Here is a 21,364-nt window from a genome sequence, read left to right on the forward strand (position 1 = left end):
TGAGATGAGCACACGTCGCGTATTGTTTATCTGTACTGGAAATACATGCCGGAGCCCGATGGCGATGGCATTACTACGCTCAAAAGTCGCAGATCAAGAGTTTGATGTCCGGTCTGCGGGACTCCGTTCGATGCAAGGCTTCGATGCGTCAGAGAACGCACTCCAAGTATTGCGGGAACGGGGAATTGAACTCGAGCATTATACGCAAGTTTTCGATGATGTTCTCGGACGCTGGTCTGACATCATCTTGACGATGACGCGGAGTCATAAACAAGAAGTCGGGGAACGTTACCCGGAACTGAAGGACCGGACGTTCACCCTCTATGAATATGTGACAGGGCTTGAGCGGGACATCAACGATCCGTACGGTGGATCGATGAACGTTTATCGCCAAGTTCGAAATGAACTCGAACCCCTCGTCAACCGTCTTGTGTTAAAATTAACGCAGAACGGAAATGGAAGAAAAGCGCCGGACAACCGGAAACTTCCGAAAAAACAACCTAGACAAACGGGGGAATAGTTCAGATGAAAGTAGCAATCGGTGCAGATCATGGTGGCTTTAAACTCAAAGCAGAAATCAACGGTTTATTAAAGGAACTCGGGATCGACTATACGGACTTCGGTACGTATTCGTCTGACTCGATTGATTACCCGGACGTCGCGATTCCCGTCGCTGAGGCCGTCGCGAACGGTGAATTTGATCGTGGAATCCTGATTTGCGGAACAGGAATCGGAATCGGAATCGCAGCGAATAAAGTCAAAGGGATTCGTGCGGCACTCGTCCATGATACGTTCAGTGCAAAAGCGACACGTCAGCATAACAACTCGAACATCTTGACGATGGGCGAACGTGTCATCGGACCGGGTCTTGCGCTTGATATCGCAAAGATTTGGTTAGAGACGGAGTTCGAAGGTGGACGTCACGAAAACCGTGTCTGCAAAATCTCGGATTATGAGGTGAAGTAAATGGATCTCGAACAGATTAAACAGGATCTTGAAGCCTCGTTGACTGATTTGAATGAGCGCTTCCCCCTCAAAGGGAAGCTGCTCGTCATCGGTTGTTCGACGAGTGAAGTCATCGGTAAACAAATCGGAAAAGCGGGTTCGCCGGAAGTCGCGGAAGCATTGTTTGAGGTGTTCGATACATTTCGTCGTTCGCATCAAATCGATCTTGCGTTCCAAGGTTGTGAACACATCAACCGCGCCTTGACGCTCGAACGCCAAACGGTTGAACGACTTGGACTGGAACCGGTCACGGTCGTCCCGGTACCGGAAGCAGGTGGTTCGATGGCGAGTATCGCCTATGAACGTTTTTCTGCCCCGGTCGTCGTCGAATCGATTCAAGCTGATGCCGGAATCGACATCGGAGACACGTTCATCGGCATGCACTTGAAGCCGGTCGCCATCCCGGTTCGCCTTCCACACCGGGAAATCGGTGAGGCACATGTTACGGCAGCAACGACGCGTCCGAAGTTAATTGGTGGAATGCGTGCTAAATACGAATGATTCATGCAAGGGGTTGCATACCTCTTGCTATTTTTCTGCACTTTTTGTGGGTGCCGCGGACTGATTATTCGTGTTAAGATAGGCGTATCGAAAATGAATGGGGGAATTCAGATGGAACAAACACCGCTTACGTATCTGAAACAGCAAGATGAGGAACTCTTTTCGGCAATGCGCAAGGAACTAGGACGTCAACGCGATAATATCGAGTTGATTGCGTCAGAAAACTTCGTCTCGCAAGCTGTCATGGAAGCACAAGGTAGCGTGCTGACGAACAAGTATGCAGAAGGTTACCCGGGACGCCGTTATTACGGTGGGTGCGAATTCGTTGATCTCGCAGAAGACTTGGCACGTGATCGTGCGAAAGCAATCTTCGGTGCCGAACATGCAAACGTTCAACCGCACTCGGGTGCACAAGCGAACATGGCCGTCTACTTCACGATTCTTGACCAGGGCGATACGGTCCTCGGGATGAACCTCTCACACGGTGGCCACTTAACGCATGGTAGTCCTGTGAATTTCTCCGGTGTTCAATACAACTTCGTCGAATACGGTGTCGATCAAGAGACAGAGATGATTGATTACGATGTCGTCGCGAAGCTTGCAGAAGAACACAAACCAAAATTGATCGTTGCGGGAGCATCGGCTTATCCGCGCGTCATCGACTTCAAACGTTTCCGTGAAATCGCAGACAGCGTCGGCGCATACTTGATGGTCGATATGGCGCATATTGCAGGGCTCGTTGCAGCGGGTCTTCACCCGAACCCGGTCGAGCATGCACACTTCGTCACGACGACGACGCACAAGACACTCCGTGGGCCACGTGGTGGGATGATTCTCTGTAAAGAAGAACATGCGAAAGCGATCGATAAATCGATCTTCCCTGGTATTCAAGGCGGTCCCCTCATGCACGTCATCGCAGCAAAAGCGGTCGCGTTCGGTGAGGCACTTGCTCCTGAATTCAAAGACTACATTGGTCAAGTCGTCACGAATGCAAAAGTACTCGGTGAAGAATTGACGGCACGTGGTCTGCGGATCGTTTCAGGCGGCACGGACAACCACTTGTTGCTCGTCGACTTACAGCCGCTCGGCATCACAGGTAAGCTCGCTGAGCATGCCCTTGATGAAGCGGGTATCACGGTCAACAAAAACACGATTCCATTCGATCCGGCCAGCCCATTCGTCACGAGCGGGATTCGCATCGGGACGGCAGCGATGACGTCACGTGGTTTTAAAGAAGAAGAAATGAAACAAATTGCGGCATTGATTGAACTCGTCCTCAAAAACCCGGAAGACGACGACACATTAAAAAATGCACACGAGCAAGTCCTTGCATTGACAGGTCGCTTCCCGCTTTACCCGGAACGCGGGTAATCGGAACGCATGCCGACCCGTCTGTTGAACCACCTCTTTCTTTTCGATCGCTGAGAAGTCAGAGGTGGTTTTTTTGATTGACGAGTAAACGATAGGATAGGAGGGACGAAAGATGGAGATTTTAGTCGTAGAAGACGACCAAAACATTCAACACCTGATTGTCGAGACGCTCGAAGCAGACGGCCATCGCGTCCGGGCGACGGCAGACGGGCAAGAAGCGGCGTGCTGGATAAACGAGCTGACGTTCGAGGCGGCGATTCTCGACGTAATGATCCCCGGGCGGAGTGGACTTGAGTTATGTGAACAGCTCCGGCAACGGGACGAACTGCCGATTTTGCTGTTGACGGCGCTCGGAGAGTTGACAGATAAACGCGCCGGATTTACGGCAGGTGCCGATGATTACATCACGAAACCGTTTGACCCGGAAGAATTATTATTCCGCTTACACGCCGTCGCCCGGCGGTATCAAAAGGCGGCGCTTCCGATTCTCCGGTTTGGTGACGTAACGATTGATAAACGCAGTCAACAGGTGATGCTTGGCGAAATGGAATTGACGTTGCCTAGGCGTGAGTTCGACTTGTTACATCAGCTTGCGAGTTTTCCGGGACGTGTCTTCAGTCGGGAGGAATTGATTGAACGGGTCTGGGGACTCGACTTCATGGGTGATGATCGGACGATTGACGTCCATATCAAACGCTTGCGCAGTCGCTTGCGCCATACGGACGCGATTCACATCAGTACCGTCCGCGGTCTCGGTTACCGACTGGAGGCGAAGGGATGAAGTCACTTTATACGAAAATCGTCGGACTCGTCTGTCTGGTCCTGCTCGTGTCGGCCTTGATTTCCTTACTGATCAGCAACTTGTTTTACTACAATGTCTTGCAGTCTTCCTATAGTCAAAAGGTCGAAGAGGCGGTCGATCAATCGTTTGCCTACTATGAACGGCATGGCGACGGACAGACCGGTTCCTTCTACGACATGTTGAGCGCGACGGGTTTTCAGCTCTATGTCGTCCCGGAGACAGGCCCCGTTATCCGCCACGGGAATACATTCCGCGACGAAACACTGGCACCGGCGATCATCGAACGGGTCCGCGCCGGGGAAGTCTATCACGGAATGCGGGACTATCCGTTTCATCTCTTTTTACTCGGTCTGTTTGACAATGAAGTCGTCAATACAGTCGGTGCGTCGCTCGAAACGCCAAACGGGACCGACGCCGTCTTCATTCGACCCGATTTGAGCCGACAAATCCGTGAACTCCATTTGTTCGTCGGAGCCTTCCTCGGCTTACTCGTCGTCATCAGTTTTCTGTTGCTTGCCTTCTCAATCCGCTATCTCGTGCGTCCGATTAAACGCTTGACGGATGCGACAAAACAAGTCGCGTCCGGTGACTATGCCGTTCATGTGGCGACGACCTCGCGCGATGAGATTGGAGAGTTGTCACGGCGGTTCGGTGAGATGGCGGAAGCAGTCGCGAAGTCGGATGCTGAGCGCAAAACGTTCGTCGCCAACGTCTCGCACGAGTTTCAGTCGCCACTGACGACGATTAAAGGGTACGCCGGTCAACTGCAACCGCATGTCGCACCTGTCGGACAGGATAAACTGGCAACGATTGCGCGTGAAGCAGACCGGATGGCAGAGATGACCCGGCAACTGCTGGTCCTCGCCCGGCTCGATGAAGGAAGTCGGATGCGACTGGAGTCAATCCATCTTGGACAAGCGATTCGGACGACGCTCGCGACACTCGCCTACCAAATCGATGAACGTGGTGTCGCTGTCGCTGTTGATGTCGCGAGTGACATGACGATCGAGGCGGATGCCGCCGCACTCGAACATGTTTTTCAAAATGTCATCCGGAATGCCCTCCATGTTTCAAACGACGGGGACATGATTACGATTGAAGCCGAACAGACTGCGGAGCACGTCACTGTCCGCATCACGGACGAAGGTCCCGGTATGTCGGACGACATGATTGCCCATGCCTTTGACCGCTTTTATCAAGCCGACACGGCACGCGGTTCGCGCGGGACGGGGCTCGGGCTCGCCATCGTCGCCGAGACCGTCAAGCAGTTGCACGGGACGGTCGAGATTGATTCAAAAATCGGCGCGGGGACGACGTTCATCCTGACGTTTTTACGGGCGACGTAAGTTGTTCATGCTCCGTTCATATAGTATCCGTAAGATAAGACCTGTAACGCACATACAGGAGGGATATTAAATGAAAATGGGTTGGCGCGAACTAATCCGGATGAAAAAACGCTTCGGTCTGATGGGGCTCGTGACGACATTGATCATCGTCTTGATTTTAATGATCACCGGGCTCGCAGACGGACTGGCATACGATAATGGAGCCGTCATCCGGAATTTACCGGTTGAGCAGGTGGCACTCAGTCAAGAGGCGGAAGGGCAACTGACGCGATCATTTTTAGAGGAACAGGAGCAACCAAAAGGGGCGGAGGCACTCGGCGTCCAAAATATGGTTCTCGAGAAACAGGACGGGACGAAGGACGATGTGACGGTGTTTGCGTTACCTGCTGAGACGGCGTACGGTCCAAAGCAACTGCAAGCGTTGAAACGAGGCGAAGTTCTCGTCGATACCGCTTATGCGAAACAGACCGGGACCGCAGTCGGCGACAAAGTAACCGATTTTCGGACGAAGATGACGTTTACGATCGTCGGTACCGTCACGGATGGACGTTACAGCCATGCGCCTGTGTTATGGACGACGATTGCGTCATGGGACGACTGGCAAGCGAAGATGCAGACGAACTATGTCTCGGCATTTGTCAGTCAGGATTCATTCAAAACGGACCTGACGACGTATACGAAAGCAGACATCGTCAAGCAGGTTCCCGGTTACGCAGCGGAACAAAATTCATTCCAGATGATGCGGCTGGCGCTTGTCGTAATCGGCGCCTTGATTTTGACGGCGTTTTTCTATATTTTGACGATGCAAAAAATGAAGCAACTGGGCATCTTGAAGGCGATCGGGATTCGGACACGGACGATTGGAAGCGCGCTCGTCTTGCAGGTGTTTGTCTTGACGCTCCTGTCGCTTGCTTTCAGCCTGTGCGTGACGCTCGGTGTCAGCCAAGTCTTACCGAGCGGCATTCCGTTTCGTTTTGAGTGGGATACGAGTCTCGGTTACGGGGCATTGTTGATCGGTACGGCATTAATTGGATCCGTGATTCCGCTCCGGGCCTTAAAAAAACTTGAGCCGGCAGACGCGATGGGAGGAATGGCAGGATGATTAAGATGACACATGTCGAACAGACTTACAGTGACGTCCCCGTGCTCCATGATGTTTCATTCGAAGCGAAAGCGGGTGAACTGATTGCCTTAGTCGGACCGAGCGGAAGTGGAAAAAGTACGTTGCTCCAACTGCTCGGATTGTTGCAAACACCGACAGCGGGAGACATTCAGTTTGGGGAACAGCACGTCAATCAGCAATCGGACGAAGCACGCCGAAAGATGCGCCTCGAAGAGATCGGATTCATCTTTCAGGAATCGCATCTCGTTCCGTTCCTGACGGCGGCGGAACAACTCGAACTCGTCGCAGAAGAAGCGGGGCGGAAAGTTGACGCCGCCGCGATGCTCGCCGCTTTTGGATTAAAAGACCGTGCACACCATTTGCCACACGCCTTATCGGGTGGAGAACGACAGCGTGTCGCGATCATTCGGGCACTCGTCAATCAGCCGCGACTCGTCCTCGCAGATGAACCGACGGCAAGCCTTGATTATACGAACGGACGCCAAGTGATGGAAGTGTTACAAAAGCAAGCCCATGAGGAACAAAAAACGGTCATCGTCATCACCCATGATGAGCGGATGCTTGAGTATTGTGACCGTGTCCTGCGGATCGAGGATGGTTACTTGAGCGAAGTGGAATAACGCGGACGTCGTCTCGAGACAAGAGGCGGCGTCCGTGTTTTGTCCACCATGCGTCAGAAGACTTATATTTTACGACCATGATTTTTGGTATACTTAACCTTAGTAAAATAAGGTAAGGGTGGAAACTGTCAGATGAAATTTTCAGCACTGGTCCAATCAGAACTCGAAACAATCAATACGACTCAAATTGCGGACTGGCTGACTAAAAAAAGTCAAACAGAACGTGAATATAAACGACTCAGTGAAGACTTTAAAGCAATCGTCATCATGCAAGAAGCAGGCTTTTATGAACAAGCGGACATGCGGTTCAGCCAGTGGAAGAACAAAGGGATTCCGGCGGAGCTCCAGCGGTACCGGTTAGCAATCGCCGGAAAAGCGGGCGGGAAGCGACTCGTCAAAAAGCGTTTTTCCATGCTCCCGGCAGCTGTCCAAAATCATCCGCAGCTCAAACCGTGGAAAAAGCAGCTGCAATCGAATCGGTGGATGCTCGGCGGATTGCTTGTTGCGGGTCTTGCCGTTCTCGGTCTCTTTCAACTTGATTTCTCACAACCGGAAGAAGTGCCGGTCGTGACCAATCAAGAGAACGTTGAACAAAAATTGGCCGCGCTTGAAAAAGAAGTCGAGCAATTAAAAGAAAAAAATGAACAGCTGACAGAACAAGCACCAGTGAAATCAAAAGACACAACGAAACCAAAAGAGACAGCGAAACCAAAAGCGACTACGGATGCAAAGAAGACGCTTTCTCCCGAAGAAACATTGAAACAGGCGATCGCTGCGACGCAAGAAAAAGATTATAAGTCAGCGAACCGCTTGTTGACGGGAACTGTGTTAACGGATGACGCAACGAAGGGCATGGCACGTTTTTATCAATTGATTGCTGGAGGCAAGTTAGGTGAAACGAAACAAACGGATTATGTCGCGTATCGAGAGGACTTCCCGGATTCCGGTTACATGAGTGATGTGTTATGGATGCAGGCCGTCTATGAACAAAAGAATAAGGTCGGCGATTATAAGGCGACGTTAGAAGAATTAGCGAAGCAACCAGATAATGAATGGTCCTATGCGGCGCAAGCGATTCTTGACGGGAAAAGTACGCTTGGGGAGGAGTGATTCCAAAAAAACAGTTCCCAAGCGGTCACTTTTTGGAGTACAATGCGAAAAGAGAATTGAGAGGAGATGCAAACAATGAGTAAAGTACATGTATTTGATCACCCATTGATTCAGCACAAAATGACAATCATGCGTAAAGTCGAAACGGGGACGAAACAATTCCGGGAGCTTGTCGACGAAGTGGCTTCATTGATGGCATATGAAATCACGCGTGACCTTCCACTCACAGAAGTCGCGATCGAGACACCGGTCACGAAAACGACGCAGAAGATGATTGAAGGCAAGAAGCTCGGAATCGTTCCGATCCTTCGCGCAGGACTAGGGATGGTCGACGGGATGCTTCGGATGATGCCGAACGTCAAAGTCGGTCACATCGGTCTTTACCGTGATCCAGAGACGCTTGAACCAACGGAATACTACCTCAAGTTGCCGACTGACGTCGCAGAACGTGATTTTGTCGTCGTCGACCCAATGCTTGCGACAGGCGGCTCGGCTGCTGACGCAATCTCCTCTTTAAAGAAACAAGGCGCGAAAAGCATTAAACTGGCTTGCCTGTGTGCAGCACCTGAAGGCGTTAAACGCGTTCAGGAAGAGCATCCGGATGTCGATATTTACCTCGCGGCACTCGATGAAAAACTGAACGATCATGGTTATATCGTCCCTGGACTCGGGGATGCCGGTGATCGTTTGTTCGGTACGAAGTAAGACAGAAGCAGTCTGCCACTCCCGGCAGGCTGCTTTTTTTGTTGTAAGATGCAGGACAGCTTTCAACTATGCTTAAATGGAGGAAGTAGAAAAAGGAGGAAGTAATGATGCCCATCAAAGTCATGCCCATCTTTGGAACACGACCGGAAGCCATCAAGATGGCACCGCTCGTCAATGCCTTAAAACAAAATCCAGCGTTCGATGTCCATGTGACGATCACGGCGCAACACCGGGAAATGCTTGATCAAGTGTTACGCATGTTCGAGATTGAACCGGATTCTGACCTCAATATCATGCAACCCCGTCAGACGCTCGTCGACATCACGACGCGTGGTCTCGAAGGACTCGATCTCGTCATGAAGGATGTCAAACCGGATCTCGTTCTCGTTCATGGCGACACGACGACGACGTTCGTCGGTAGTCTTGCTGCCTACTACAATCAAATCGCCGTCGGACACGTCGAAGCCGGACTCCGTACATATAATAAATACTCACCGTTTCCGGAAGAGGTCAATCGTCAATTGACGTCGACACTCGCAGATCTGCACTTTGCGCCGACCGATCAGGCGGCAGCGAACTTAGCATCTGAAAATCGTTATGCTGGTGTCTATGTGACGGGAAATACGGCAATCGATGCCCTGCAGACGACGGTCCAGCCGGATTATGTTCACCCTGTGCTCGAGGCAGTCGGCAAACGACGCCTCATCTTGATGACGGCACACCGGCGAGAAAACCTCGGAGAGAAGATGCATCAGATGTTTCGGGCGATCCGTCGACTCGTCGATACATATCCGGACGTGCACGTCGTCTATCCGGTCCATTTGAATCCGGTCGTCCAGGAAACAGCGGCTGAAATCTTTGGGGGACACGACCGCATCACGTTAATTCCGCCGCTCGATGTATTCGACTTTCATAACTTTGCCAGTCGTGCCCATTTAATCCTGACCGATTCCGGCGGCGTACAGGAAGAAGCACCCTCGCTCGGCGTACCTGTCCTTGTGTTACGCGATACGACGGAGCGTCCGGAAGGAGTCAAAGCCGGTACGTTGAAACTTGCCGGAACAGATGAAGAGACGATTTACCGGATGGCGAGCGAGTTGCTTGAAGACGAAGCGGCCTATGCAAAAATGGCGCATGCTTCAAATCCTTACGGGGACGGTCATGCGTCGGAGCGGATTGCAGCAGCGATTTTAGCGCACTTCAATCAAGGGGAAACTCCAGAACCCTTTCATGCGGATATCTAAAATAAAGTAATCCAGTCCAAAAAATGTTTATTTAGGGCGTTTCCGTATATCTTGTCGTTCCCACGGGAATCAAGACGAACGGATGCGTCCTTTTTAATGATTCCGTTTAAGGTTAACTTCCATAAGTTGTCTCAGACGTTCCCGTCGACCTCGCTTTCCTCGGGCGAGGGACAAGTCGCGACTCGGTACACGGTGTGTGCCAAGCCGGGTCTTGTTTCCCTCTGACGAAACCACGATGAACTGTGGTTTCTTTTCCCGTAGGAGTCGAGTCGACCGGGGTACGTCCTTTTCAATTACGCTCTACTAAACTTTGGTCAAGGCGTAGTGTTGTTAGTCACTTGTAAATTGAATCGCCTTGAGCAATTCCTCTCGACTCCTATGGGAAGAGGAAGCGGAACGCTTCCGACAGGGACAAGCGAGACCCGGTTACCCGATAGGGAAATCGCGGCTTGCGTCCCGCCCAAGGAAAGTGAGAGGAAATAGCGAAAGGTCTATTCAATAATCAATAATGGTCTATCCGATAATCACTAAACAAAAAGCAGTGAGTAAACATACATCAATATATCTTTAACTAAGAAACAAACGCCTCAATCTGCCTGATTGTGAAGAAAATGTAAAATCTAAATCACCGTGCTGACCTTAAAACCTATAATCCATTCATGACATTTCAAGCTGTGACAAGTAACACAACAGACAAATTGGAAATGCTTTAAATCCTTTGTTACAAACAGATGTCAGGGGCGTTTTCCTGTCCCGAATCGAAAGCGCTTCCAATCTCGAACAAAAATTACTTTTTCACAAAATCGACACAAATCAATTTTAGACGGCTTGTTTCTCATTCCAGAACGCGATATAACGTTACTGTTCAATGGTTTTGTTCATCAAGTGAACCATCTCTTTAAACGTTGATAGCACTACATATTTTCTTCACATCTTCGTGAAAAGAGGTGGATGGGGTACCTCTGTGAAAACCTTATCAATCGTTGATATACAATGGTTTCAGCGGTCTATTTTATTTGTGAATTCATTTGACTATGAAATGGTTCTCATTGTATTCTTGACTAGTATGAAAATCCGCAAATTGTGGGAAAGAAAAAGAACCTGCAATTGGGAAAAGGGGGTCGTCTCTAGTGCGCCAAAAAGGGCTCGCAACGAGTATGGTCATGGCCTCGCAAATTTCGACGGCACTTGCCGCACCAATCGTCATCGGCTTCCTTGTTGGGAACTATGGGGAACAGCAAGACTGGTGGCAAAAGATGGGAGCGACATTCTCAGTGTTCATCGGGATTTTCATCGGCATTCTTTGCATGATCGCAATGATCAGGCACTTGTTAGGAGACAAGACATGAACATAATCCTTCAAGATGCGTTGTATCGTGCGTACTTACGATGGTTTGGACTCTATTATGGAATCCTGGCTGTCTTGTTACTTGTCGGTTATCCGAGTGATCCAGTGATTTATGGGCTGGCATTAGGTGGGGCAGGTAGCTTCATGATCTTGACGCTGCAACGATTAAGCGTCGATCGAATGTATCGTGTAATCGAGCGTGGGCGCAAGCCGATGTCTCGAGGGACCGTATCACGCATGGCGGTCGCGGTACTTTGTGTGATGATCGGTTTGAAGTACGAAGCCGAATTGTCATTAACTGCGGTGGTAATAGGCCTTCTCGCCGGCCACGTCATACAATTTTGTGAGTTCTTGACTCACGAACTTAAGCGGGAAAAGAGGTGAATAGTCAAATGAACCACGAAATGCCACTTTACGAAATCCCACTCTGGGGCGACTTCGTTCTGTACGGTAGCTGGACGAACTTGATCACAGTGCTGATAGCAGCTGCTCTCGTCTTCCTGATTGCCGTGGCCGGTACGCGACGTCTCGCGATGAAGCCAACCGGTTTTCAAAACACGCTAGAGTGGTTCCTCGAATTCGTTCGCGGAATCATCAGCAGTACGATGGATTGGAAAACAGGGGGTCGCTTCCTTACTTTCGGAATGACACTGTTCCTATTCATCATCGTGTCCAACTTAATGGGTCTCCCATTTAACGTTGTGACGGGTCACTATATTTGGTTCAACTCACCAACTGCGGATCCGTACGTGACACTTGCACTTTCATCTATGGTAGTGGTCATGAGCCATTATTACGGTGTGAAAATGCGCGGCTTCGGTGCATATGCGAAAACGTTTATGACGCCGATGTTTATTATTACCATCATTGAAGAATTCGCAAACACGTTGACGCTCGGTCTTCGTCTTTACGGGAACATCTTCGCTGGTGAAATCATGATCGGAATCATTCTCTCGATCGGAATCATCTCTGGAACGAACGATTTCCAATTCCTCGGACCAGTCGGTGTCATCCTTTCAGCGATTCCAATGCTGATTTGGCAAGGATTCTCACTCTTCATCGGAGCGATCCAAGCGTATATCTTCCTTATCCTGACGATGGTTTACATCGGACATAAGGCAGCGCACGACCATTAATTCGAAGGTAAAGCATCTGCTTTTCCGATAATCGCACGACCAAATTTCGAACACAATCTAGGGAGGCAATTTATAATGGAACTTATTGCAACAGCGATCATCATCGGACTCGGCGCACTTGGCGCTGGTATCGGTAACGGTCTTATCGTAAACGGTACAGTATTAGGACAAGCACGTCAGCCAGAACTCAAAAACGAACTTCGTCAAACAATGTTCATCGGTATCGGTCTTGTTGAGGCACTTCCAATCATCGGTGTAGCGGTCGGTTTCCTTCTCCTCAACTCTTAATCCATAGTTTAAGAAACGAGCTACATAGGGCGTTATTCGTTCGACAGGAGTGAACCGTCACGGGAGCTTTTGCTCCCTTATGTAGATATAAGAAGTTGGACCAACCACGAGGGGAGTGTAATCGAATGAATCTTACGTATCTTGCGGCAGAAGCAGGCGGCGAAGAAAGCCACCTTTTACTTGCCAATATGATCGTCACGATCGTCGTTTTCCTCTTGCTCCTCATCCTCTTGAAGAAATTCGCTTGGGGCCCGCTCATCAACATGATGAAAGCGCGGGAAGAGCATGTGGCTAGCGAGATCAACTCGGCTGAAAAAAGCCGTAAAGACGCTGAAGTCTACGTAGAACAACAACAAGAAGAATTAAATAAGGCACGTACGGAAGCACGTGACTTATTAGAATCATCACGCCGTCAAGCTGAGGCAGAACAAGCACGTGCGATGGAGCAGGCACGTCTTGAGACAGAAATGAGTAAGGAAGAAGCACGCCGTGCAATCGACCGTGAACGCGCTGAAGCACAAGCTGCTTTGAAGAACGATGTTGCTCTTCAAGCAATCGCTGCAGCACGCCACGTCATGAAAACACAGCTTGCGACAGACGAAGCCGCTCAGCGCGCGCTCGTCGATCAATTCCTTGCTGACACTAAGGGCACGAACTAATGCGTGATCACGTAGCGGGACGCTACGCAAAAGCGCTCTTCGATCTTGCGCTTGAGCATCATGTGCTCGAGCAAGCAGAAGCTGATGTGCGGACGCTCGGCGAAGTGCTCCACGCAACACCAGAGCTCGCATCGGTTTTAAGTAACCCATCGATTTCTGCGGAAGAGCTGAAGTTAGTCTTACAGACGAGCTTCACGGGCTTCAACACGATTGTTTTGAATACCATCCTCGTCATGGTCGAAAACGACCGTGCGGCGGAAGTATTGTCTTTGCCGGAGCATTTCATTGCGTTATTGAATGAACACCGTAACGTTGCGACAGCCGTCGTGACGAGTGCATACAAATTGTCAGACGCGGAAATCACGAAAGTGAAAGAAACGTTCGGCCAAAAATCAGGTAAAACGCTTGAAGTAGAAAATGTTGTTGATACGAACGTAATCGGAGGACTTCGCGTCCAAATCGGTTACACGACATATGACGGCACGATCGAAACGAAACTAACGCGACTTGAGCGTGAGCTGTTAAAAGCGTAAGAAAATAGGGGTGAAACGCATGAGCATTAGAGCTGAAGAAATCAGCGCCCTGCTTAAAGCGCGTATCGCGCAGTACGGTTCTACGATGGAAGTGAACGAGACGGGTACGGTCATCCAAATTGGTGATGGTATCGCTCGTGCACACGGACTCGACAACGTCATGTCGGGAGAGCTCGTAGAATTCGCTAACGGCACAATGGGCTTGGCGCAAAACTTAGAAGAAGGCAACGTTGGTATCATCATTCTTGGTGACTACCTTGATATTAAAGAAGGCGATTCAGTTAGCCGTACAGGACGCATCATGGAAGTACCGACAGGGGATGCATTGCTCGGTCGCGTCGTTAACCCGCTCGGTATGCCAATCGATGGTCTTGGTCCAATCGAAACAGAACACTATAACCCAATCGAGCGTAAAGCTTCTGGCGTTATGGCACGTAAATCGGTTCACGAACCACTTCAGACAGGAATCAAGGCAATCGATGCCCTCGTTCCAATCGGTCGTGGACAACGTGAGTTGATCATCGGTGACCGTCAGACAGGTAAAACGTCGATCGCCATCGATACAATCATCAACCAAAAAGAAGAAAACATGATTTGTATTTACGTCGCAATCGGACAAAAAGAATCAACAGTCCGTGGTGTTGTTGAAACACTCCGTAAAAACGGTGCACTTGATTACACGATCGTCGTTTCTGCCGCTGCTTCACAGCCGGCACCACTTCTTTACCTCGCACCATTCGCTGGTGTAGCGATGGGTGAACACTTCATGGATCTCGGCAAGCACGTTCTTGTCATCTATGATGATCTTTCAAAACAAGCAGCTGCATACCGTGAGCTTTCGCTTCTCTTGAAGCGTCCACCAGGCCGCGAAGCTTACCCAGGGGATGTCTTCTACCTTCACTCACGCCTTCTTGAGCGTGCGGCGAAATTGAACGACGAGCTTGGCGCAGGTAGCTTAACAGCACTTCCGTTCATCGAGACACAAGCGTCGGATATCTCGGCTTACATCCCGACGAACGTTATCTCGATCACGGATGGTCAAATCTTCCTTCAATCGGATCTCTTCTTCTCAGGTGTCCGTCCAGCGATCAACCCGGGTCTCTCGGTATCGCGTGTTGGTGGATCGGCTCAAGTAAAAGCGATGAAGAAGGTAGCGGGTACGCTCCGTCTTGACCTCGCCTCTTACCGTGAGCTCGAAGCCTTTTCACAGTTCGGATCTGACCTTGATAAAGCGACACAATCGAAGCTTAACCGTGGTGAGCGGACAGTAGAGGTTCTGAAACAGGATCTTAACCAACCGTTGACTGTTGACAAGCAAGTCATCATCATCTATGCCTTGACTCGTGGTCACCTTGATGATGTTGCCGTTACGGATATTCGTCGTTTTGAAAAGGAACTCAACCTCTGGCTCGATCAAAACCGCAAACAGCTTTGCGATGAGATCCGTAAAACAGGTAACCTTCCGGCTGACGAAGAACTCGTTACAGCAATCTCAGAATTTAAGAAAACGTTCCAAGCGACAGTCTAAGGGTCAACTCTTAGGCTTCGCCTGAACGCTCTTGATACTAACAAGGTGGTGAATCGAAATGGCATCGTTGCGCGAGATACAAACGCGGATTAACTCGACGAAAAGTACGAAACAGATCACGAAAGCGATGAACATGGTTTCGGCGTCGAAACTAAACCGCGCTCAAGCACATAGCGCGAAGTTCCAGCCTTACATGCTGAAAATGCAGGAGGTTCTCGGAACCATTGCGAATGGCACGACAGGTGCGAGCCATCCGATGCTCGAGAAACGTCCCGTCAAAAAGACTGGATTTATCGTCATCACATCGGATCGCGGCTTAGCTGGTGCATATAACGCCAACGTGCTGCGTGAAGTCTACCGGGAAATCAAAGAAAAGCACACTACGGACAGTTACGTTCTGTATGTGGTCGGTAAAGTCGGTGTTCAGTTCTTCCGTTCACGCGGAATCACGGTCACAGACGCGATCACAGGACTCAACGATTCTCCTTCGTATGTTGATGTAGCTGAAATCGTGAAGCGTACAGTGAGTGCGTTCACGAACGGTGAAATCGACGAACTCAAGCTGAGCTACAACCATTTCTTGTCTGTCATCAGCCAAGAAGTGAAAGTCGAAACCCTTCTCCCACTCGGAGAAATCGAAGCTTCGTCTTCGACGACTTATGAGTATGAGCCAAGTGAGGAGCAAATCCTTTCTGAACTCCTTCCGCGTTATGCGGAAAGCTTGATCTTCGGTGCGCTTCTTGACGCGAAAGTAGCAGAACATGCGTCACGTATGACAGCAATGCAAAGTGCGACAGATAACGCAGATGACTTGATCGGTCGATTGACTCTCGTCTACAACCGGGCTCGACAAGCTGCAATCACGCAAGAAATCACAGAGATCGTCAGTGGAGCAGCTGCGCAGCAGTAAGCCCCAAGGACGTAATGATAGGTAGGAGGAAACACGATGAACGAACTCGGTTTAAAAGGCCGCGTCGTCGCGGTCATGGGACCTGTCATCGACGTTAAGTTCGAAGGACACTTACCGAACATCTACAACGCGCTTCGTATTCAATATACGCCGCAAACTGTAGAAGAAGTGGCTATCGACTTAACGCTTGAGGTCGCATTACACCTTGGTGACGATGTCGTCCGTACCATTGCGATGGATTCGACGGATGGTGTACGCCGTGGAGTGGAAGTCCTGGATACAGGCGCTCCAATCTCGGTACCCGTCGGTGAAGCGACACTCGGTCGCGTATTCAACGTACTCGGTAACCCAATTGATGAAAAAGAACTTGATGCAAGCGTGGAACGTCTTCCGATTCACAAAAAAGCACCAACGTTCGACAACCTTTCAACAAAAGTTGAAATTCTTGAAACAGGAATTAAAGTAGTTGACTTACTTGCGCCTTACATCAAAGGTGGTAAGATCGGTCTCTTCGGTGGTGCCGGTGTAGGTAAGACCGTCCTCATCCAGGAATTGATCAACAATATCGCTCAAGAGCACAGCGGTATCTCGGTATTCGCAGGTGTTGGTGAGCGGACACGTGAAGGTAATGACTTGTACCATGAGATGACGGATTCAGGCGTTATCAAACAAACAGCGATGGTCTTCGGTCAGATGAACGAACCACCTGGTGCACGTCTTCGTGTTGCCTTGACTGGTTTGACAATGGCTGAGTACTTCCGTGATGAGCAAGGACAGGACGTTCTTCTCTTCGTTGATAACATCTTCCGTTATACGCAAGCAGGTTCAGAGGTATCAGCCCTTCTCGGTCGTATGCCATCTGCCGTTGGTTACCAACCAACACTTGCAACAGAGATGGGTATGCTCCAAGAGCGTATCACGTCAACAAACAAAGGTTCGGTTACATCAATCCAAGCGGTTTATGTACCAGCCGATGACTATACTGACCCGGCTCCTGCGACGACGTTTGCTCACTTAGATGCAACGACGAACCTTGAGCGCCGTCTCTCTGAGATGGGGATCTATCCTGCCGTGGATCCACTTGCTTCTACATCACGCGCCCTTTCACCTGAAATCGTCGGTGAAGAGCATTATGCTGTAGCACGTCAAGTTCAGGAAACACTTCAGCGTTATAAAGAACTTCAAGATATCATCGCAATCCTCGGTATGGACGAGTTGTCGGAAGATGACAAGTTAAGTGTTCACCGTGCGCGTCGTATCCAGTTCTTCTTGTCGCAGAACTTCCACGTAGCTGAGCAGTTCACAGGACAAAAAGGATCGTACGTCCCAGTTAAGGACACGATCCGCGGCTTCAAAGAAATCCTCGATGGCAAACACGATGATTTGACGGAAGAAGCATTCCGTCTCGTCGGTCCGATCGAAGATGCGATTGAAAAAGCGAAGGCGCTTGTCTAAGTGACAAAGCATAAGGGGGACTTGAGATGAACACACTTCATGTCAATATCGTCACCCCGGATGGCGAAGTGTATGATGGCGATGTCCGTATGGTCGTTGCGAAAACGATAACGGGTGAAATCGGGGTCCTCCCGCACCACGTACCGCTCGTAACACCACTCGACATCAGCATCTTGAAGTTGCGCCACGAAGATGGCGGACGCACGTTGATCGCTATCAGCGGTGGCTTTATGGAAGTGCGCCAGGATACTGTAACGGTTCTTGCAGAAACAGCGGAGCAGGCAGATAAGGTCGATTATGACCGTGCTGCGGCTGCGAAGGTTCGTGCAGAACGACGTCTCCAGGACACGAAATTATCAGATCTTGAGTTCAAACGCGCAGAGCTTTCATTGAAACGGGCAATTAACCGTCTCGATTTAAAAGACTACGGTCGCGATTGATTCAAGTAAAAGACCCGGTTTCCCTCGTGGAAATCGGGTCTTTTTTTGTAGAAAACGTCAATTTAAAAGCGTTTTCTTTAGGATTAAGGCGATTCAGGTTTAAGATGGCGAAAAATAGTAAAAGTACCATATAGACCTCTTATTCACAAACTTTTCATCCTTACTTCTATAGAAATTGTGACAATCATCTTTAATAAATATATTTTATGCGCTAAAATAAATGCATATTGTGCTTTTTTGTTTGCGAAATCATTCATTTTGTGAAATCATGGTAAGGTTGAAGAAAACACGAAGAAGAGGTGCAAGCGCGTGACGTCAATTGGTTTAAGTGCTTTAGTGAGTATGCTCGTTTATGTAATGGCAATTGTTCTTGCCTGGTGGTCACTCTTACCAGTCAAGTGGGAAAAAATCCTCCAACATCCTAAAGGTCCACACGCCATTGCGTTACGGACGTTGCTTGCGATTGCACTCGGTTCCCTCGTCGGTCGCTTTTTGCTGGAGTATTCGGGATTCGCCCAACGTCTTCAATTTTTAGTAGGCTGAACTTGTAACTTCCTTGTAAACCCTAATTTGGTCATCTGAATTAGTATGGAAAAGGATAGTATTCTTATAATGAAGAAACACATTGATTATGACACTGAAAATCGTATTGGCTTTTGGCACGAGAGATAACTATAGGAAAGTTTCTTTCTATCATTCGTTGACTTTTCAACTATGATCAACACCAATCACGAATTGTACGAATAGAAAAGAAACGAAGCAGAGGAGTATGGGTAATGGAAAAAATTGTTGTCCGTGGCGGACGTAAATTAGCTGGAACAGTAAAAGTAGAAGGTGCAAAAAATGCAGTCTTAAAAACGTTGGTTGCGACATTGCTCGCATCAGAAGGTCAATCGGTCCTTCAAAACGTACCACGTCTTGCAGACGTCTATACAATCAACAATGTCTTACGGAACTTAAACGCACAAGTTGAATTCGATGCAGAAGCGAATACGGTTACCGTCAATGCAGAACCGGAACTAAAAGACGAAGCACCACTTGAATACGTTCGTAAAATGCGGGCATCGATTCTTGTCATGGGTCCACTCCTTGCACGTCTCGGTCGCGCACGCGTTGCGATGCCGGGTGGCTGTGCAATCGGATCACGTCCAATTGATCTTCACTTAAAAGGATTCGAAGCGATGGGCGCTAAAACAATCATCGGAAACGGTTTTGTTGAAGCACAAGTCGATGGTCGTCTCCAAGGTGCAAAAATCTATCTTGATTTCCCTTCTGTCGGTGCGACAGAAAACATCATGATGGCGGCAACACTCGCTGAAGGCACGACAGTCATCGAGAACGTTGCGAAAGAACCTGAAATCGTTGACCTCGCGAACTTCTTGAACGCGATGGGCGCGAAAGTCCGTGGCGCAGGTACGGAAACGATCCGTATCGAAGGTGTCGAAAAATTACACGGTGGCAACCACTATGTGATTCCAGACCGGATTGAAGCCGGAACATTCATGATTGCAGCTGCAATCACAGAAGGTGACGTCGAAGTCATCGGTGCTGAGCGTGAGCATCTTCGTCCATTGATCTCAAAAATGGAAGAGATGGGTGTTCAAGTATCGGATACAGAAGAAGGGCTTCGTGTTGTCGGACCTAAGAAATTGGTTGCTGTCGACGTGAAGACGATGCCACACCCTGGTTTCCCGACAGACGTTCAAGCACAGATGATGGCGCTTGTCTTAAAAGCTGAAGGAACATCGGTCATCACGGAAACGGTCTTCGAAAACCGCTTCATGCACGTGGAAGAATTCCGCCGCATGAATGCTGATATCAAAATCGAAGGACGCTCATCCATCATCACAGGTGGTGTTCAGCTTCAAGGAGCAGAAGTCTTATCAACAGACCTTCGTTCTGGTGCAGCGCTCGTCACAGCTGGTTTGATTGCTGAAGGTGAAACACGTGTCGGTGCACTCCATCACATCGATCGTGGATACGTTGACTTCCACTTGAAACTGCAAGCCCTTGGCGCAGATGTCGAGCGCATCACGGAAGAAACAGCGGTTGTCGAAGAAACGGCAGCGACAAAGCTTTAATCTTAAGCTATTATTCCATTTCATTAACGAGAGACGACTTTCTGAAAAAGAAAGTCGTCTCTTTTTGCTTGCCTGTGCTAAAATTGAAAGGTATGTATACATAAATGGGTTAGACGTCCAAACGACGTTCTAAATTATGGAATAATAGCCAGCTGGTAAAGGAGATCACGCGAGATGTTTTCAAAAGATATCGGAATTGATTTAGGAACTGCCAATGTCGTCATTCATGTAAAGGGAAGAGGAATTGTCCTCGATGAACCTTCAGTCGTCGCCATTGATAAAGCGACCGGCAAAATTCATGCAGTAGGTACGGAAGCACATTTAATGGTAGGCCGGACACCGGGAAACATCGTCGCGATTCGTCCGCTCCAAGATGGTGTGATCGCAGATTTCGAGATGACGGAAGCCATGTTACGTCACTTCATCGATAAAATTGAGGTCCGCAGCATGTTCGGTGGCGTTCGGATGTTGATTTGTACACCAGCGAGCATCACGACGGTCGAAGCAAAAGCGATTCGTCAGGCAGGAGAAAAATCGGGCGCGAAAACCGTCTTCCTCGAAGTCGAACCGAAAGTAGCCGCGGTCGGAGCAGGGATGGACATTTGGATGCCTGCGGGACATATGGTCATCGACATCGGTGGCGGGACGACGGATGTTGCAGTACTCTCGATGGGAGATATCGTCTGTGGCGAAACAATCAAAGTTGCAGGAGATCGATTTGATCACGATATCATTCGGGCAATCAAAGATCGGCATAAGTTAATCATCGGTGAACGGACGGCGCAAAACGTCAAGATGACGGTCGCAACGGTCTCAGAAGACGGACGTCAGGAAGAGATGGACATCCGGGGACGCAACCTCGTCACAGGGCTGCCGCATAACATTACGGTCAGCTCACAGGAAATTCATGAAGCACTCGCAGAATCAGCGATGGAAATCGTTGAAGCGACAAAACGGGTTCTCGAGAAGACACCCCCGGAACTCGCAGCAGATATCATCGACCGCGGCATCATCTTAACAGGTGGTGGGGCATTGCTCGATGGAATCGATCAGTTGTTGGCAAAAGAGCTTGGGTTACCGGTCTTGATTGCAGAAGATCCAATGTTATGTGTCGCACGCGGGACAGGCATCATGCTCGATAACTTAGGAAAATAAGAAA

At 49.4% G+C, this 21,364-nt stretch carries 24 protein-coding genes; all 24 read left to right on the forward strand.

What is annotated here, in order from left to right:
• Positions 1-4: 4 nt before the first annotated feature.
• The gene (locus KNP98_RS12105; protein WP_029331765.1) at positions 5-520 is read left to right on the forward strand and encodes a low molecular weight protein arginine phosphatase; all 516 of its coding nucleotides are present in this window, start codon (positions 5-7) and stop codon (positions 518-520) included.
• Between the two features lie 5 nt (positions 521-525).
• Positions 526-966, forward strand: a complete 441-nt coding sequence (gene rpiB, locus KNP98_RS12110) for a ribose 5-phosphate isomerase B (protein WP_029331763.1) — start codon at positions 526-528, stop codon at positions 964-966.
• Positions 967-1,506 carry a TIGR01440 family protein gene (locus KNP98_RS12115; RefSeq protein ID WP_214767769.1) on the forward strand — a complete coding sequence of 180 codons (540 nt, stop codon included), beginning with the start codon at positions 967-969 and terminating at the stop codon, positions 1,504-1,506. It abuts the gene before it with no gap.
• Positions 1,507-1,617: 111 nt separating this feature from the next.
• Positions 1,618-2,877, forward strand: a complete 1,260-nt coding sequence (gene glyA / locus KNP98_RS12120; RefSeq protein WP_088837978.1) for a serine hydroxymethyltransferase — start codon at positions 1,618-1,620, stop codon at positions 2,875-2,877.
• A gap of 112 nt (positions 2,878-2,989) precedes the next feature.
• Positions 2,990-3,658: a response regulator transcription factor gene (locus KNP98_RS12125; protein WP_214811542.1), complete on the forward strand. Its 669-nt coding sequence runs from the start codon at positions 2,990-2,992 to the stop codon at positions 3,656-3,658.
• Positions 3,655-5,025, forward strand: a complete 1,371-nt coding sequence (locus KNP98_RS12130) for a sensor histidine kinase (RefSeq protein WP_214767763.1) — start codon at positions 3,655-3,657, stop codon at positions 5,023-5,025. The genes KNP98_RS12125 and KNP98_RS12130 overlap by 4 nt, the downstream gene beginning before the upstream one ends.
• A gap of 70 nt (positions 5,026-5,095) precedes the next feature.
• Positions 5,096-6,127, forward strand: a complete 1,032-nt coding sequence (locus KNP98_RS12135) for an ABC transporter permease (RefSeq protein ID WP_214811545.1) — start codon at positions 5,096-5,098, stop codon at positions 6,125-6,127.
• Complete coding sequence (locus tag KNP98_RS12140; RefSeq protein ID WP_214767759.1) at positions 6,124-6,768, forward strand: ABC transporter ATP-binding protein; 645 nt, start codon at positions 6,124-6,126, stop codon at positions 6,766-6,768. The genes KNP98_RS12135 and KNP98_RS12140 overlap by 4 nt, the downstream gene beginning before the upstream one ends.
• A 132-nt stretch (positions 6,769-6,900) precedes the next feature.
• Positions 6,901-7,878 carry a hypothetical protein gene (locus tag KNP98_RS12145; protein ID WP_214811548.1) on the forward strand — a complete coding sequence of 326 codons (978 nt, stop codon included), beginning with the start codon at positions 6,901-6,903 and terminating at the stop codon, positions 7,876-7,878.
• Between the two features lie 75 nt (positions 7,879-7,953).
• A complete protein-coding gene (upp, locus tag KNP98_RS12150) occupies positions 7,954-8,583 on the forward strand; it encodes a uracil phosphoribosyltransferase (RefSeq protein WP_029331752.1) in 630 nt (209 codons plus the stop codon).
• A 104-nt stretch (positions 8,584-8,687) separates the two neighbouring features.
• Positions 8,688-9,827: a non-hydrolyzing UDP-N-acetylglucosamine 2-epimerase gene (gene wecB / locus KNP98_RS12155; RefSeq protein WP_204251406.1), complete on the forward strand. Its 1,140-nt coding sequence runs from the start codon at positions 8,688-8,690 to the stop codon at positions 9,825-9,827.
• A gap of 1,130 nt (positions 9,828-10,957) precedes the next feature.
• The gene (locus tag KNP98_RS12160) at positions 10,958-11,176 is read left to right on the forward strand and encodes an AtpZ/AtpI family protein (protein WP_014971404.1); all 219 of its coding nucleotides are present in this window, start codon (positions 10,958-10,960) and stop codon (positions 11,174-11,176) included.
• Positions 11,173-11,559: an ATP synthase subunit I gene (locus KNP98_RS12165; RefSeq protein ID WP_088837971.1), complete on the forward strand. Its 387-nt coding sequence runs from the start codon at positions 11,173-11,175 to the stop codon at positions 11,557-11,559. The genes KNP98_RS12160 and KNP98_RS12165 overlap by 4 nt, the downstream gene beginning before the upstream one ends.
• Before the next feature lie 8 nt (positions 11,560-11,567).
• The gene (atpB, locus tag KNP98_RS12170) at positions 11,568-12,311 is read left to right on the forward strand and encodes a F0F1 ATP synthase subunit A (RefSeq protein WP_088837970.1); all 744 of its coding nucleotides are present in this window, start codon (positions 11,568-11,570) and stop codon (positions 12,309-12,311) included.
• Between the two features lie 75 nt (positions 12,312-12,386).
• Positions 12,387-12,599 carry a F0F1 ATP synthase subunit C gene (gene atpE / locus KNP98_RS12175; protein WP_012371545.1) on the forward strand — a complete coding sequence of 71 codons (213 nt, stop codon included), beginning with the start codon at positions 12,387-12,389 and terminating at the stop codon, positions 12,597-12,599.
• A gap of 125 nt (positions 12,600-12,724) precedes the next feature.
• Entirely contained in the window at positions 12,725-13,258 is a 534-nt protein-coding gene (atpF, locus tag KNP98_RS12180; protein ID WP_088837969.1) for a F0F1 ATP synthase subunit B, read from the forward strand.
• The gene (locus tag KNP98_RS12185; protein ID WP_088837968.1) at positions 13,258-13,791 is read left to right on the forward strand and encodes a F0F1 ATP synthase subunit delta; all 534 of its coding nucleotides are present in this window, start codon (positions 13,258-13,260) and stop codon (positions 13,789-13,791) included. The genes atpF and KNP98_RS12185 overlap by 1 nt, the downstream gene beginning before the upstream one ends.
• A gap of 19 nt (positions 13,792-13,810) precedes the next feature.
• The gene (atpA, locus tag KNP98_RS12190; protein ID WP_029331744.1) at positions 13,811-15,319 is read left to right on the forward strand and encodes a F0F1 ATP synthase subunit alpha; all 1,509 of its coding nucleotides are present in this window, start codon (positions 13,811-13,813) and stop codon (positions 15,317-15,319) included.
• Positions 15,320-15,377: 58 nt separating this feature from the next.
• Positions 15,378-16,229, forward strand: a complete 852-nt coding sequence (atpG, locus tag KNP98_RS12195) for an ATP synthase F1 subunit gamma (RefSeq protein ID WP_088837967.1) — start codon at positions 15,378-15,380, stop codon at positions 16,227-16,229.
• A gap of 36 nt (positions 16,230-16,265) precedes the next feature.
• Entirely contained in the window at positions 16,266-17,684 is a 1,419-nt protein-coding gene (gene atpD, locus KNP98_RS12200; protein WP_088837966.1) for a F0F1 ATP synthase subunit beta, read from the forward strand.
• Between the two features lie 26 nt (positions 17,685-17,710).
• The gene (locus tag KNP98_RS12205; RefSeq protein WP_088837965.1) at positions 17,711-18,124 is read left to right on the forward strand and encodes a F0F1 ATP synthase subunit epsilon; all 414 of its coding nucleotides are present in this window, start codon (positions 17,711-17,713) and stop codon (positions 18,122-18,124) included.
• Between the two features lie 309 nt (positions 18,125-18,433).
• Positions 18,434-18,667 (forward strand): DUF1146 domain-containing protein, encoded by a 234-nt coding sequence (locus tag KNP98_RS12210; RefSeq protein WP_029331740.1) that lies wholly within the window; start codon positions 18,434-18,436, stop codon positions 18,665-18,667.
• A gap of 233 nt (positions 18,668-18,900) precedes the next feature.
• Positions 18,901-20,205: a UDP-N-acetylglucosamine 1-carboxyvinyltransferase gene (gene murA / locus KNP98_RS12215; protein ID WP_029331739.1), complete on the forward strand. Its 1,305-nt coding sequence runs from the start codon at positions 18,901-18,903 to the stop codon at positions 20,203-20,205.
• A gap of 174 nt (positions 20,206-20,379) precedes the next feature.
• Positions 20,380-21,360: a rod shape-determining protein MreB gene (gene mreB, locus KNP98_RS12220; RefSeq protein ID WP_088837964.1), complete on the forward strand. Its 981-nt coding sequence runs from the start codon at positions 20,380-20,382 to the stop codon at positions 21,358-21,360.
• The last annotated feature ends 4 nt before the right edge of the window (positions 21,361-21,364 follow it).

Source organism: Exiguobacterium sp. s127, from assembly GCF_018618695.1.
GTDB classification, from domain to species: domain Bacteria; phylum Bacillota; class Bacilli; order Exiguobacteriales; family Exiguobacteriaceae; genus Exiguobacterium_A; species Exiguobacterium_A oxidotolerans.

Coding starts and splice junctions, on each gene's coding strand:
- wecB (WP_204251406.1), top strand. CDS start 8,688: ATGATGCCCATCAAAGTCATGCCCATCTTTGGAACACGACCGGAAGCC.
- KNP98_RS12185 (WP_088837968.1), top strand. CDS start 13,258: ATGCGTGATCACGTAGCGGGACGCTACGCAAAAGCGCTCTTCGATCTT.
- atpB (WP_088837970.1), top strand. CDS start 11,568: ATGAACCACGAAATGCCACTTTACGAAATCCCACTCTGGGGCGACTTC.
- KNP98_RS12165 (WP_088837971.1), top strand. CDS start 11,173: ATGAACATAATCCTTCAAGATGCGTTGTATCGTGCGTACTTACGATGG.
- atpG (WP_088837967.1), top strand. CDS start 15,378: ATGGCATCGTTGCGCGAGATACAAACGCGGATTAACTCGACGAAAAGT.
- atpE (WP_012371545.1), top strand. CDS start 12,387: ATGGAACTTATTGCAACAGCGATCATCATCGGACTCGGCGCACTTGGC.
- KNP98_RS12135 (WP_214811545.1), top strand. CDS start 5,096: ATGAAAATGGGTTGGCGCGAACTAATCCGGATGAAAAAACGCTTCGGT.
- glyA (WP_088837978.1), top strand. CDS start 1,618: ATGGAACAAACACCGCTTACGTATCTGAAACAGCAAGATGAGGAACTC.
- KNP98_RS12140 (WP_214767759.1), top strand. CDS start 6,124: ATGATTAAGATGACACATGTCGAACAGACTTACAGTGACGTCCCCGTG.
- KNP98_RS12115 (WP_214767769.1), top strand. CDS start 967: ATGGATCTCGAACAGATTAAACAGGATCTTGAAGCCTCGTTGACTGAT.
- KNP98_RS12145 (WP_214811548.1), top strand. CDS start 6,901: ATGAAATTTTCAGCACTGGTCCAATCAGAACTCGAAACAATCAATACG.
- KNP98_RS12105 (WP_029331765.1), top strand. CDS start 5: ATGAGCACACGTCGCGTATTGTTTATCTGTACTGGAAATACATGCCGG.
- mreB (WP_088837964.1), top strand. CDS start 20,380: ATGTTTTCAAAAGATATCGGAATTGATTTAGGAACTGCCAATGTCGTC.
- atpA (WP_029331744.1), top strand. CDS start 13,811: ATGAGCATTAGAGCTGAAGAAATCAGCGCCCTGCTTAAAGCGCGTATC.
- murA (WP_029331739.1), top strand. CDS start 18,901: ATGGAAAAAATTGTTGTCCGTGGCGGACGTAAATTAGCTGGAACAGTA.
- KNP98_RS12125 (WP_214811542.1), top strand. CDS start 2,990: ATGGAGATTTTAGTCGTAGAAGACGACCAAAACATTCAACACCTGATT.
- rpiB (WP_029331763.1), top strand. CDS start 526: ATGAAAGTAGCAATCGGTGCAGATCATGGTGGCTTTAAACTCAAAGCA.
- KNP98_RS12205 (WP_088837965.1), top strand. CDS start 17,711: ATGAACACACTTCATGTCAATATCGTCACCCCGGATGGCGAAGTGTAT.
- atpF (WP_088837969.1), top strand. CDS start 12,725: ATGAATCTTACGTATCTTGCGGCAGAAGCAGGCGGCGAAGAAAGCCAC.
- KNP98_RS12130 (WP_214767763.1), top strand. CDS start 3,655: ATGAAGTCACTTTATACGAAAATCGTCGGACTCGTCTGTCTGGTCCTG.
- upp (WP_029331752.1), top strand. CDS start 7,954: ATGAGTAAAGTACATGTATTTGATCACCCATTGATTCAGCACAAAATG.
- atpD (WP_088837966.1), top strand. CDS start 16,266: ATGAACGAACTCGGTTTAAAAGGCCGCGTCGTCGCGGTCATGGGACCT.